Source organism: Sporosarcina sp. ACRSL, assembly GCF_022346605.1.
Classification (GTDB): Bacteria; Bacillota; Bacilli; order Bacillales_A; family Planococcaceae; genus Sporosarcina.
Genome location: NZ_JAKRNT010000012.1, coordinates 80,180 through 92,751, shown reverse-complemented (window position 1 = coordinate 92,751; position 12,572 = coordinate 80,180). Strand labels below are relative to the sequence as shown.

Sequence of the window (12,572 nt, the reverse complement as noted above, 5' to 3'; positions counted from 1 at the left end):
TGCGATTGTTTTTTGATCACTGTAAATAAGACTGTACAGATACACATTCAAAGAGCCCGCTTTCCTTCACGAAGTTCTCGAGAATCCTGACATGCGAGCCACCCACGATGAATAGGATGCGGTCTTCTGGAGCAGTGGCCAAATCTGATAGGTTCGAAAAAAGAATGAGGTTTCGCTGATACCACCAGATCAGCCAGTCCATTCCGACATATTGCACGGCGTCTTTGATACGTGCCATATTTACATAGCTGCGATGGGTTTGATCGACAACTTCCGGCTGATTGTGATAAAGGAGTAGATCTTTGACACTCTTGCCGGCCGCGGTGAGCTCAAGTTGGTAAAATGGACAAAATATTTCTTCATATAACTCAGGCTGATGCTCTTTCGTCCATTCAACAACTTCATTGATTTCTCTCTGACAAGCACCTTGCTCCATCCAATCCACTGCGTAAACTTCCTGATGCCCCATCTCTTTTGCCAGTCTGTATCCGATCTGATCTATTTCGTTCTCTTGTAACTGATAATCTCCCTTTAAAAAGCCTGTGAATTCCTCATTGATGAGATCATTTTTCTTCTTCTCAACTTCCAAAGCAATTTTCGTCGGCTTGAAATCTTTTAAGCGGTCGACCACTTCTTCGATCTCCTTCTGTCTTTGTGGAGATAACATACTATCCTTTTCTATTTCGATCATATCCGAAGTGGAACCCATGTGAAATGTACCCATGACCATAATTTTAGGCTTGCTTGTTTTGTTAGATGGCATCTGTATTTCCCCCTTTTTCATGCTTACTTTACGTTCTTATCTGCCATGCCCTTTCTTCCTAAACATCTTTTTCTTTGAAAATCTATTATTATAAGAATTATAACAACATTCACTAATAAAATGATCTATAATTTAGGAAACGAAATAATGAAAAACCGGTTATCCTTTTTAAATTTTAACTATAGGGGGTAGTTACTTTGGAAAAAGTCACTGGAAACGTAGTCGGCTTTGAGTTAAGTAGTCAAGAACCTGAAAAAGCAGCGGAATTTTATTCTACTGTTTTTGGTTGGAAGATTGCCGAACCAAGATGGGATTACTGGGCAGTCTCGACTGGGGGAGGCGAAAATAGTGGAATCGACGGGGGAATTGGAAGAGGTCCAAATGACTTTCCACACGGGACACGGATCCAAATTGAAGTAGAAGTAATTGAGGAAGCTATTGCTAAAGCGATAGAAAATGGCGCTATGGTCGTTCGTGACAAAATGGAATTCGATGAGTTCTACCTGGCCTATTTAGTAGATCCGACAGGAATTGGATTCGGACTTATCCAAAAGAAGTAAGCTAGAAGGAGACGATGGAAAGAAGGTTTTCCATCGTCTCTATTTTCATCTCACTGGTAAGGATTCAGTTCCTATCGTGTCGATAATCGTCGGCACTTCCGCCAAATCGTCAATAATATAATCAGCTTCCGGTATGCTCCAATGAGCGTCTTTTTTCCAAATCCCAATCATTCCTGCACTTTTTGCAGCTTCCACGTCATTTACGGGATGGTCCCCTACAAATATGCTTTCATTAGGTGAAACATTTAACTGCTTCAATGCTCTGTTGAATATTTGAAGATCGGGTTTTCTGATTCCTTCCCATTCGGATACTAATATGGTGTCGAAATACTTCTCAATGCCAAGCGCCTTAATGTTATCCATCTGAAATTGCCCGTAGCCATTCGTAATCATTCCTAGCTTCATATGCCTTCCCTTTAATTCCTCCAACATTTCTATCAGATTAGGAAATGGTACACAGCTATTCTGGAATTGATCAATATAATCTTGAAGCAATTCTCCCCACGTTGTACCGGTAATTTCAAATTCATTAACCAACTGTTGATACACTTTATCTTTCCAAACATATCCGCGACTATCCAATTCAATAAACCTTGTTACAAATTTCTCTTTTGGAATATGGCCGACGCATTTGTGTAGCCTGTCATATTGATTGTTAATGAATCTTGCAACTGATTTATCCCGATCTAACAATGTTCCGTCTAAGTCGAAGATCGCTGCTTTAATCATTTCAATATCCCCCAATTTAAATTCTGCTTTTCTTCTGATTAAATTCCTTTGAACCGTTCTTAGGAATGCTTAAGATAATCCAATCTTTATCTTTTATTTGTTTCCCGATATAAAGAATTTGTCCTAAGTGATAACTAATATGAGCTATTTCCGTTTGAATTGCTTGAAAAGCACTCAAAGGTTGTCCTCTCAAGGTTACTGTTTTAAACAAATCTTCTGCTTTAAAATTTTCAATTGTATTAAAAAGTAATCTCCAACCATCATCCCAAATTTGCATTAGATGTTCCCGGGATTCATTCCCTTCAATAAACTCCATATCTCTATCCCTATAAGGTTTTTCTCCGTCTGTAGTTAAAAAACCGACCCAGCGGGAATGCATATTTCCGCTTAGATGTTTAATGATGATTGCAATGTTATTAGACTCTTCACTTGGCTTCCAGTGTAATTCTTCTTCGGTCAATTGCTGAATTCCCTCTTCTGCACGTTTTTTTAAAATGTTTAAACTGTTCAATTGTAATTGCAAGGTATTCCTCTTCAAAGTTGCTCATACTATCCCCCTATTTCTACCTAATTCGCGACATGTCTTTAGATCACTCCGTATTTTTTCAATGCAAAAGCTATACCGTCTTCACTGGATTTTTTAGTAACAAAGTCTGCAACCATTTTTAATTTCTCATGTCCATTCTCCATAGCAATACCTAATCCTACTAATTCCAACATATCGATATCGTTCTCCCCATCACCAAACGCGATAGCCTCGCTTTTATCAAGATTAAAATGCTCCAGTACTTTAATGATTGCTAAGGACTTTGAAATGTCTTGTTGCAATACATTCAGTATAAAAGGATGCCATCTTTTAAATGTGAGATCTGGAAACCTTTCTACATATCTTTCGACTGTATTATCGTTTGCAAATAGGCACATTAGGAATAATTCATCATTATGAATCTGCTGGTTTATGTTTGGGTATTCATTTAACGACAAAGTTTCCTTCAATGCCTTTAATATATTGTCATTTTGTATGCCATTCATGCTTAAATCCTCAGAGTAGAACGATAATGCATCATTTTGTGCATTCGCAAACTCAACTACTTCTTGTACTATTCTTTTATCCATTGGCACTTTATGTATGATTTTTTTATTATGTTTTACATAGGCTCCGTTTGCGGTAATGAAAGTATCTATCCCTAACGCCTCTATTTCATTACACATGGATAACGGTCTGCCTGTTGCTGCTACGACTTGTAACCCTTTATCATGTAACGCTTGAATCGCTTCTTTTGTACTGTCTGAAATGCTTCCGTCCTCGAAGTTGGTAATCGTTCCATCGACATCAAGAAACACAATTTTATAACTCATTCGATACAACCTTCCAATTTAATTAGTGAAAGAAATTCTCCGTTAGTAAATTTTATCACATTATTGAAATATTAGACTATTAGCTACGGAGGAAATTCTTCTTAAAGCGACGAATAGGTTGGTAATGAATTCAAATCATTCGAGAAAGCAGGGGGAAAGATGGTAATTGGAGCATTTGTATTAGTAGGCTTACTTGTAATCGGATTTGTATACGAACAGGTTTCTCGGCGTAGGGACACGAGAAGACCCTATCCCGGTGAAATGATTGATGTCGGTGGCTATCGTCTTCATTTTACAGATGATGGGCAAGGTACACCCACGGTCGTCATCATTCATGGTGCGGGTGACTGCTCTTATTCCTGGATGCATATACGCAAAGAATTATCCAAGTTCACGAGAGTCATAACATATGACCGTGCAGGCATGGGTTCAAGTGACCCCGGTCCCGAGCCAATCCCTGAACATACCGTCAAAGAACTACATAGCCTGCTAAGTGCGACCGGAGCCTCTGGACCTTATGTGCTTGTCGGCCATTCCTTAGGGGGACTGATTGCCAGACTTTATGCTTCGGAATATCCAAATCAGGTGGCCGGCTTCGTCTTCTTAGATTCAACACATGAGTCACTTAAGGATGATGTAAAATTCAAGAAAGGATTTGCCATGATCGGTTTTATGACGAAAATCCTTAGACTAGTCTCTCCAGTCGGATTTCCACGATTCCTCGGTAATGTTCTAGGTATCATTCCGATGTTTGGAAATGAAATTTCCTATTATAAACAACAGTTGAGCGCTGAAGAATTTAGGCAATGGAAAGAGAGAGTTTACAGTATTATGTCCGGAAAGACAGCTGGATTGGAATTTAAAGGTGCTTGGGCACATTTAGATGCAGCAGCGAATCAATTACAAAACAGTCTGGAAAAGCCTCCGTTTGGTGACCTGCCGATTGCTGTTGTTAATAATCCCGGTTTTGGTGCCCACTGGATCGAAATGCAAAAAGAGCTGGCCTCCCGGTCAACGAACCATATTCATAAGACGAGCGATCACAAGGGACATAGCCTCCAAATGCCACGACCCGAATATGTAATTGAAGCGATTCAGCACGTCGTTGAACAAGTACAAGAACGTAACGGCCAGACTCTCGCTGAATCTTACCAGGAGCCTGCAATTGTTTAGGTGTCTGTGCATGATGCATTTATGACAATTCAACAACGGGAATAAAAATGCAGTTTATCGTGATGAAATTCCCATAACATCAACCCTTCAAACTATCGCTTATACAATTGTAGTGTATAATCCGAATAGTTTGTTGCACAGGCACCGGAAAGATTCTGAAAACTCGTCAATTGTCCCGGTTGACAATATAGCGCAAGAAATGCTGTAAGTAGGATGTTTTCAGATTCATCTGTTGCAGCGTTTCGAATGCGGTGCAGTAATGGTCCCACATTGCCTTTCGGGCACCTTCCGCTCCTAGGATTGATACGAAAGTTGAACTATTATTTTCAGCGTCTTTTCCAATTGGCTTTCCGAGTGATGCCTCGTCGCCTTCGTTGTCGAGCAAGTCGTCTTTGATCTGAAAAGCGATGCCGGCATGATAGGCAAACCGTTTCAACGCTTCCAGTTCAGATTCCTGTTTTCCCGCTAAAATTGCGGGCATGACGAGAGAAGCTTCGAATGCGATGCCAGTTTTGTAAAAGCACATCGTATTTAGCTGTTCCAATGTCAATGGTTTGCCTTTGGAATTCAAGTCCATTGCCTGACCTTTACACATATCCGTCGTCTTTCCTGCTGAATATTGAATGAGGCGGAGCACAGCTTTCGCCTCAAACTGTTCGAGTGTTGCTTGTTCTTGGACGGCCATTTGGGTCAGGTAGAGGCCTGTTAATTCCGCGATGGCCGAATTGTACACATGGTGCAACGTCGGACGGCCTCTGCGGATAGACGAATCATCTTGGGACGGTAGATCATCGAAAATCAAAGAAGCTGTATGCATATATTCTAATGATTTAAGTAGCGGCACGATTGCCGATTTATCCAATCCGCATTCTTGAACGGCCATCACCGAAGTCATAATCGGCCGGAGCCGCTTTCCATCGCCTTGCAAACTGTAATTTGCAGCTTCAATAATTGGCTCTTCCATAGGGACAAAATCGTTGTCGGGTATGAAAAGAAAATCATTTATCTCATTTCGAACGGTTTTCACCGTATGTAAAAAGGATTCCCGCTCTTCCCTTTCAACTTTAAAATTGGAAACGATATGATCCCGAAGCAGTTTATCAAAGAAATCCACGTCGTCCGCTTTTCGGACCATCTTTTGGATGAGTCTATCGAATTTCGGATCTTCGGTTGTGAATACCCCCATCACCTCGTTGTATTTTTTGTCTCCCATACGCTCTTTGAATCGTTTTAGACCATTGATTGCACGTGTTAAGATGACATCCCGCGTCTTCGTATCTGAGTCATATACGTTATGAATCAAATTCGTTATAACCGTCCAGTACAACTCAAAAGGATTAATGAGATCCCGGCGTGTTTCGCGGTATTTCAAGAAGTATGTGTACGGTGTAACTGCACCCGCCTCGAAGTCGTCAAACATATCTGCGAAATCATCTGCCAGCTGGTTGTAAATACCGTAGAAGAACGTGCGGTTGTCAAATCCCTCATCCTCTTCGGCACTCAGCACAGAACGGACGATAAGCCGGGAAGAAGCGGATTTCAATATGACCGGGATATAAAGCTCTTCATTCGTGTAATTCGCATTTGAAAGATCTTTTTCACGGTCCACTTCCTGGGAATGAAAAAACACATATGATTGCTCGTTGAACTGCTCTTTTGTCTCATGTAGAAGGCGATCGTGAATAAAAGAAAAAGCGTCACGTAATTCAGAATGAATATATTGAATCAGCTCTTTGTTCGCACCGTTCCACGACCATAATTCGGGGACGGATCCTGTAAGGAGAGTTGTTCGTATTAAGTCGGAATATTGTCTTTTCTCATCATCTGATAAAACATCCGAATCCAATAGATCATCAATAAAAGGATAGGTTAAACCGTAGGAGTAGCCCAATCGTATCGCTTCATCCAATTTCCTTGTGCGTTCTTCGGACGTTTCAATATCGTCCATCTCTTCAACTTGATGCATGACTACTCCAGCAATGATTTTAATCAATTTTCGCTTAGCCTCTTCATCATCCATCCCATTTGGAATATTGGCGGACACAGTTTTCAGTTTGTTCATCAACCAGATGATTGTCGATTCGACGCCTTCCTTTTGAGCCCAACGGTATAGCCCAGCCATGTTGAATAGACCTGTATTATCTTTACCAGCTGAAAGTGGCAGTTGTTTTTTCAAGTCTGAAACGACATGCCGGATTCGGCTCTGTGTCTCGGGTGATTTCAATGATTTGCCCAAATCACGCATGAAAATGTAAGAAATACTGCGATCCAAGTAATGATTCAATTTTCCGGTGTAATCAAGCCATTGAATGTAATTGCGATAGTCTCGTGAGCCGGAACTACCCTTTCCACGAGAAAACAATGAAAAATGATGTATATGATTCTGTTTCCAATCTTTTATATCGTTCGTCAAGGTAGTAGCATAAATCTTGTTTGCAAGCTGTCCAGAAAGTGATGTAAAATAGCCAGCAGCCTTCTTCTCAGCTAGCCGATAAACCACATCGGCATTTTGTTGTAACTTATCATTCATACTACATAACCTCTACTTCTTGTTTTTTTAGGTGCGTTCGAAAGTAACCATTTCTACTATATGCAATAGAAGAGCATTGTCTGAATGATATAGGAATGACTTCTTTATAGACATCTTTTTCAAATAAAAAAGAGTATCCAAAGCGATAATTTTGCTTTGGACACTCCATGATTATAACAAAGATGAAAGTAAATACAGGCAGTAATGTTTCACGTGAAATATTCGATTTTCGCGTTCGGAAAATACTTCTCCATATAGCTATATAAATGATCCTTAAGCTCATCCTCTTCATTTTTCGGATAAATATATTTGCCAATGCCGTATTTCCCCCACTTGTAGCGTCTCTTCTCTTCATCCAATTCCAGTTTGGTCTTCGGGTAGTTCTTCTCGATGACTCTTTTTGCTGGCTTCGTAAAGCGGTGCTGGATGAATTCAAAGGTGATGTCATCTCGGGCATCCTGCGGCAATTCTTCGTCGAGACGCTCAAATAAATGCCGATACCCTTCCTCCCAGCCTTCATGGATGTAAATAGGGGCCACGATGAAGCCAAGTGGGTAACCGGCTCTTGCTACTCTCCCTGCCGCCTCAATGCGCTTCGCCAAAGGAGAGGTGCCCGGCTCGAAGTTTTTGATGACATAGTCTGCATTGACGCTAAAACGGAATCGCGTGTGGCCGTTGTGCTTTGCGTCAAGCAAGTGGTCCACGTAATGGAACTTGGTGACGAACCGAAGCCTGCCCAGTTCCGTTTGACCGAAATGTTCAATTGCCCTTTTTAATGAATGGGTCAGATGATCAATACCGACAATATCAGATGTACAAGCTGCTTCAAACCTGGTGATTTCGGGAGCCCGTTCTTTAATGTAATTGTCAGCGGCTTCGAAGATCTCCTCCACGTTTACGTACGTGCGGATATACGGTTTACTTCCCATAGTCGTCTGCAAATAACAGTAATGGCAATGCCCCATGCAACCTGTCGCTAAAGGAATCGCATACTCTGCAGAAGGTTTCGATGTATCGAATTTCAACGTCTTCCGTATCCCGACGACCAACGTCGATTTGGCGATTCGATACTTTTGGGCGTCCGTCTCTCCGGGTAAATCCCGGATTTGATTATGTGAAGTCGTAAATCGAATTTCAATCCCCATTTTCTCGAACTTCTCTTTCAACTCTTTTCCTAACGGATATTCCAGTGCATTCGGTTCAAAATAAACAAGCTGTGGTTTGAAGGGTTTATTCATGCTGTGCACGACCTGATCCATGTTGGATATCCATGTGATCACCTTTCTCTTTTTTCTTAGCTTGTCTTAATGATGAGAAATTATGAAAAAGACTCTTCTTCTACTGCAACTCCGATTGAGGAGACTTCAGTAAATTAAAAACACCAGCCTCTCACTTGGCTGGTGTTTTTAGCTACCGTTATTCTCAAGTTCTTCGTAAAGAGCATGAGCCTTTTTCTCGGCCTCTTGCTTATCCTTTTCATAAATCGTGATCAATTTATTTCCGATAATAAAGTTCCATTGTTTTGTCATGTTACTCACCTCGTTGTTAGTTACCTTCTATATATACCCTCCTAAGCAGTTTGTAAACATATGAATGGATTCCGTGCATAGTTCCATGATCTTCTGTGTAGGAACCAACTGAGGTTGTAATAAAATTAAACAAATGTTATATTTTTGTTGGCATCTGGTGCACCAGATGCCAGTTTTTCGTTTCATTTGATTAAAAAGCAGATAGAAAATTTTTGTTTAGAAAGAAGGAGTGTTGCTTCCAAATGGAACAACATATCAGGAAAACCCTCGTCATCATTTTACAAATTTGTATTCTATATGTCTTTTCCTACATCGGGAATGTTATTCAAATCTTTTTCAACTTAATCATTCCAGGCAGTATCATCGGACTTTTATTACTTTTTATTTGTTTATGTATCAAAATTATTCCAGTTCACTGGATTGAAACAGGAGCAGGATTTGTCCTGAGTATATTAGTGTTGTTTTTTATTCCGACAACAGTTGATATTATGAACTATCCGTCATTACTTTCTTTTCATGGTGCATTGTTCGTTTTGGCTATTGTAGTAAGTACGATCATTTCGATTGCCATAACAGGAATGGCAGGTCAATTTTTCGAGAAAAAGGCACAGAAGAGAAAGGGTGATAAAGAATGCAACAAGCTCCACTCGCACTCTCCATGATACTATTAACTGTCATTGCGTATCTTGCAGCGGCTAGAGTGTATAAACGGTATTCTTACCCATTTTTAATACCTGTTCTAACTTCCACTACGATTATTATCATTGTCCTGTCGGTGTTTCATATTCCCTATGAAAGCTATATGGTAGGGGGGCAATGGATCAGCTCCCTATTAGGTCCATCCGTTGTAGCACTTGCTTATCCTTTGTATAAGCAACGTCGTTTTTTACTTGATCACTTACTGCCTATAGGGGGAGGAGTGCTCGTTGGCGCCAGTTCCGGAATGGTCAGTGTTGCTCTCTTAGCGAAAGCCTTCGGAATCAATCATTCATTAAGCATGTCCCTCATCCCAAAATCCCTTACCACACCTGTCGCAATAGAAGTCGCTAAAGGATTGGGTGGGAATCCTTCGCTTGCAGTTGTCGGTGTTATGATTGCAGGAATCTTCGGTGCTATCGTTGCGCCTTCGATTTTTAAATTATTGCGAGTGCGCAGCCCGCTTGGCAGAGGCATTGCTCTCGGCAGTGCATCCCATGCGATCGGGACTTCCAAAGCAGCTGAATACGGCGAAGTCGCCTTTTCGATGAGCTCTGTCACAATGGCGCTATGTGCAATTATCGGCTCTGTTCTTGGACCGATTGTTGCTTGGATTTTTCTGTAGGCGGAAAAAGAGAGAAGCCCTATTAATGCTTCTCTCTTTTTCTCTCTCACTCCAGCTCTTCCGATAGAAGTGTAAACCCTTCAATCATCGTGTCCTCTTCCACTTCGATCAATAAACAGCGTTTGCCGTTCACTTCAACTTGTCTCACAAACCTTAAGTCTTGAGGGCTGATGGCGATATTCGCAACTTTCGTTTGGATCTTGATCGATTTCGATGTGTAGCTTGGAACGATGTGACTTGCTTTCAATTCATACGTGTCATCATCAATTACTTTTCGGAAGGCTCTTTCCACTTTTTCCGTATCTACATCCTCCACACCGCTCGCACTTAGCACGCGGGTCACTTCTCTTGTATCTAAGGTTGGGATGCTTTCTTCTTCCTCTTCCTCGTCATCCACTTCCATCATGCGCTGAATTTCATCATAGACGCTCGCAAGGGTTTTTGTATTCACCTCATCCCCGACGACCGACTTCACAATCTCTTCGAAGACCACTTTATCTTCCTCAGCGGTCATAATCTCCTCTCCATTGAGCACATTCTCGATGAAATGGAAATCAGGCTTATTCGCTTTGCCTGCAGCATACAGGACATGATTGACGTCCGCCGCGTTGTCCGTAAAGCACGGGAATAAAAAACCGCCCAGTGGTGAAGTGAGATTAATGATCGGATCGAGATTGACCTTCGACTTGAATTCCTTCTCGTTGAAATCAAATACAAGGGACGATTTTGGCTGTTCCGTTTTGTTCATGCTACAGAGGATAAATGGGTTTTTATACACTTCATCCCTGTCTGCCACTTCCGCCTCGGCACTATGCCGTTTTGTTGGCTTATAATAAGTCCCGCGGATAAAAGTGATGACGACATCCTTTTCGTATTGAACGTCCTGCACCATCTTTTGCGCGATGCGTTGCATTTCTGTCTTCCATTCCGCTACATTATCTGCATGGAGACCGTCGTAGAGAAGCCGTTGTGTATGGTCGTCCGATTGCTCGTCCTCGTCACGGCGAAACCTCACTTCAAACAACTTCACATCTAGTTTTCCACCTAATACTTTTTTAAAATTGGTTAAAAATAATTCCTGTTGCTCTCGATCCAACAACGAAAACGGCTGGCTTGCCTCATGATAAATCTCATTGCCCTCCTGCCTAATATACACATTGTAAATATCAGCAATCCTTAATCGATCTGTATCCAACTTAAAATATTTGCGAATGTCCGCAATGGCTTTCTTATTCATCTATATTCCAACTCCTGATCTGTCTAATATACGAGAAATAGAGCAATTTCACTTTCGGCACTCTTTATTATAACAATGTTTATGATCATGATTGATCACAATTAATTTCGAATACTATGTACATATTTTGGAAAACTAAGATATAATAGATTATTTCTTGTATATCTATTCCCATACTTGTGTAAAATAAAGTACGATAGTAGAAGAGTTCTTGTTTGTATTCTGTCTCAAACGAGAGGATACTAACTTTACAGGAATATAGTCGAATCATAAAAATTGGGTATGAGGGGTATTTGTTTATATGGATGCAGTTATTGAGCTATTTCGAAAAAAAGAAGTGAAACGAGTTATCATTTTCGCGTTGATCATCATACTGCTGTATAGCGTAAGAAGTATGATGAATTTAATATTACTTACATTTATTTTTTCCTTTTTGATGAATCGGCTCGTTGATTTTACGAAGAGGCATGTCCGATTGAATCATAAACTGATTGTCATCTCGCTGTATACTTTGATTGTCGGCATTCTGACGGTCGGTCTTGTTAAATATTTACCGCTCATCTCCTATGAAATTAGCCAGCTAATTAAACAAATCACGAATTTCTTTACGCACCCACAAGAAAATCCGTTGCTTGGCCTCATTGACTCTTTTATCTCCGGCGAACAGATTAAAGCTTATATCGATAATGGTGTAACGTTCTTACTGAAATCATTTTCGGATATTAGTAAGGTGAGTGTTCAAGTACTGATCGCTTTGATTTTGAGTTTGTTTTTCCTTCTTGAAAAACCACGTCTCATTGAATTTACGGGGAAGTTTAAAAACAGTAAAATTGCACCATTCTATTATGAAATCGAGTTTTTTGGAAAGAAATTCTCCCGCACTTTTGGCAAAGTGATCGAAGCGCAGTTCATCATCGCTCTCGTTAACACATTTTTGTCAGTCATTATTTTAATGGTGCTTGGCTACCCGCAAATCGTCGGTTTGGCCATCATGATCTTCTTCCTCGGGCTTATCCCGGTTGCAGGAGTGATCATTTCTTTGATTCCATTAACGATTATCGGTTTTACAATCGGAGGAATCTGGACAGTCATTTACCTTCTTATTGCCATTATGGTCATCCATGCGATTGAAGCATATATTTTAAACCCAAAACTGATGTCTTCGAAAACGGATTTGCCGGTCTTTTATACATTCATCGTGCTCATTTTTTCACAAAATTTCTTTGGGGTCTGGGGACTGATCATCGGGATTCCAGTCTTTGTCTTCCTACTCGATATTCTGGACGTGACCGACAAAGACCCGATTCCGAACCAAGTAGACAAGATGGACAGTTAAGTCCCTCTTGTCTTTTTTTGTTGCGCTAATCCGTC

Annotated in this window: 13 protein-coding genes; 5 read left to right on the top strand and 8 right to left on the bottom strand. The window is 40.7% G+C overall.

The genetic code is table 11. The annotated features are described in order from the left end of the window. Positions 1-16: 16 nt before the first annotated feature. Positions 17-763: a DUF5694 domain-containing protein gene (locus MHZ92_RS17385; protein ID WP_239432979.1), complete on the bottom strand. Its 747-nt coding sequence runs from the start codon at positions 761-763 to the stop codon at positions 17-19. Positions 764-960: 197 nt separating this feature from the next. On the opposite strand from MHZ92_RS17385, the gene MHZ92_RS17380 reads away from it, so the two are divergent. Next, positions 961-1,323, top strand: a complete 363-nt coding sequence (locus tag MHZ92_RS17380; RefSeq protein WP_239432978.1) for a VOC family protein — start codon at positions 961-963, stop codon at positions 1,321-1,323. A 45-nt stretch (positions 1,324-1,368) separates the two neighbouring features. On the opposite strand, the gene MHZ92_RS17375 is transcribed toward MHZ92_RS17380, so the two are convergent. The 3 genes from MHZ92_RS17375 to MHZ92_RS17365 form a co-directional block, all read right to left on the bottom strand. Next, positions 1,369-2,052 (bottom strand): HAD family hydrolase, encoded by a 684-nt coding sequence (locus MHZ92_RS17375; protein WP_239432977.1) that lies wholly within the window; start codon positions 2,050-2,052, stop codon positions 1,369-1,371. Positions 2,053-2,068: 16 nt separating this feature from the next. Beyond that, positions 2,069-2,575 carry a DUF1572 family protein gene (locus tag MHZ92_RS17370; protein ID WP_239432976.1) on the bottom strand — a complete coding sequence of 169 codons (507 nt, stop codon included), beginning with the start codon at positions 2,573-2,575 and terminating at the stop codon, positions 2,069-2,071. Positions 2,576-2,637: 62 nt separating this feature from the next. Further along, on the bottom strand, positions 2,638-3,411 hold the full coding sequence (locus MHZ92_RS17365; protein WP_239432975.1) for a Cof-type HAD-IIB family hydrolase: 774 nt from the start codon (positions 3,409-3,411) through the stop codon (positions 2,638-2,640). Between the two features lie 159 nt (positions 3,412-3,570). Between MHZ92_RS17365 and MHZ92_RS17360 the strand changes: the two genes are divergently transcribed. Next, positions 3,571-4,584, top strand: coding sequence for an alpha/beta hydrolase (locus MHZ92_RS17360; protein ID WP_239432974.1), 1,014 nt, complete (start codon positions 3,571-3,573; stop codon positions 4,582-4,584). A gap of 166 nt (positions 4,585-4,750) precedes the next feature. Here the strand turns inward: MHZ92_RS17360 and MHZ92_RS17355 are convergent, their stop codons facing one another. From MHZ92_RS17355 to MHZ92_RS21460, 3 genes are all read right to left on the bottom strand, one after another. Beyond that, entirely contained in the window at positions 4,751-7,114 is a 2,364-nt protein-coding gene (locus tag MHZ92_RS17355; RefSeq protein ID WP_239432973.1) for a polyprenyl synthetase family protein, read from the bottom strand. A 209-nt stretch (positions 7,115-7,323) separates the two neighbouring features. Next, on the bottom strand, positions 7,324-8,352 hold the full coding sequence (gene splB, locus MHZ92_RS17350) for a spore photoproduct lyase (RefSeq protein ID WP_239432972.1): 1,029 nt from the start codon (positions 8,350-8,352) through the stop codon (positions 7,324-7,326). 168 nt (positions 8,353-8,520) lie between these two features. Next, a complete protein-coding gene (locus MHZ92_RS21460; protein ID WP_255723635.1) occupies positions 8,521-8,643 on the bottom strand; it encodes a hypothetical protein in 123 nt (40 codons plus the stop codon). A gap of 242 nt (positions 8,644-8,885) precedes the next feature. Here MHZ92_RS21460 and MHZ92_RS17345 point away from each other — a divergent pair, with 242 nt between their 5' ends. Next, positions 8,886-9,305, top strand: coding sequence for a CidA/LrgA family protein (locus tag MHZ92_RS17345; protein WP_239432971.1), 420 nt, complete (start codon positions 8,886-8,888; stop codon positions 9,303-9,305). Further along, on the top strand, positions 9,275-9,964 hold the full coding sequence (locus MHZ92_RS17340; protein WP_239432970.1) for an LrgB family protein: 690 nt from the start codon (positions 9,275-9,277) through the stop codon (positions 9,962-9,964). The genes MHZ92_RS17345 and MHZ92_RS17340 overlap by 31 nt, the downstream gene beginning before the upstream one ends. Before the next feature lie 46 nt (positions 9,965-10,010). On the opposite strand, the gene MHZ92_RS17335 is transcribed toward MHZ92_RS17340, so the two are convergent. Further along, on the bottom strand, positions 10,011-11,201 hold the full coding sequence (locus MHZ92_RS17335; protein ID WP_239432969.1) for a DUF4317 domain-containing protein: 1,191 nt from the start codon (positions 11,199-11,201) through the stop codon (positions 10,011-10,013). 301 nt (positions 11,202-11,502) lie between these two features. Here MHZ92_RS17335 and MHZ92_RS17330 point away from each other — a divergent pair, with 301 nt between their 5' ends. Next, positions 11,503-12,537, top strand: coding sequence for an AI-2E family transporter (locus tag MHZ92_RS17330; RefSeq protein ID WP_239432968.1), 1,035 nt, complete (start codon positions 11,503-11,505; stop codon positions 12,535-12,537). The last annotated feature ends 35 nt before the right edge of the window (positions 12,538-12,572 follow it).

What these genes read in the sequence shown, in the direction of transcription:
- MHZ92_RS17365 (WP_239432975.1), bottom strand. Translation starts at nt 3,411, where the DNA reads ATGAGTTATAAAATTGTGTTTCTTGATGTCGATGGAACGATTACCAAC.
- MHZ92_RS17330 (WP_239432968.1), top strand. Translation starts at nt 11,503, where the DNA reads ATGGATGCAGTTATTGAGCTATTTCGAAAAAAAGAAGTGAAACGAGTT.
- splB (WP_239432972.1), bottom strand. Translation starts at nt 8,352, where the DNA reads ATGAATAAACCCTTCAAACCACAGCTTGTTTATTTTGAACCGAATGCA.
- MHZ92_RS17375 (WP_239432977.1), bottom strand. Translation starts at nt 2,052, where the DNA reads ATGATTAAAGCAGCGATCTTCGACTTAGACGGAACATTGTTAGATCGG.
- MHZ92_RS17355 (WP_239432973.1), bottom strand. Translation starts at nt 7,114, where the DNA reads ATGAATGATAAGTTACAACAAAATGCCGATGTGGTTTATCGGCTAGCT.
- MHZ92_RS21460 (WP_255723635.1), bottom strand. Translation starts at nt 8,643, where the DNA reads ATGACAAAACAATGGAACTTTATTATCGGAAATAAATTGATCACGATT.
- MHZ92_RS17385 (WP_239432979.1), bottom strand. Translation starts at nt 763, where the DNA reads ATGCCATCTAACAAAACAAGCAAGCCTAAAATTATGGTCATGGGTACA.
- MHZ92_RS17340 (WP_239432970.1), top strand. Translation starts at nt 9,275, where the DNA reads ATGCAACAAGCTCCACTCGCACTCTCCATGATACTATTAACTGTCATT.
- MHZ92_RS17335 (WP_239432969.1), bottom strand. Translation starts at nt 11,201, where the DNA reads ATGAATAAGAAAGCCATTGCGGACATTCGCAAATATTTTAAGTTGGAT.
- MHZ92_RS17345 (WP_239432971.1), top strand. Translation starts at nt 8,886, where the DNA reads ATGGAACAACATATCAGGAAAACCCTCGTCATCATTTTACAAATTTGT.
- MHZ92_RS17360 (WP_239432974.1), top strand. Translation starts at nt 3,571, where the DNA reads ATGGTAATTGGAGCATTTGTATTAGTAGGCTTACTTGTAATCGGATTT.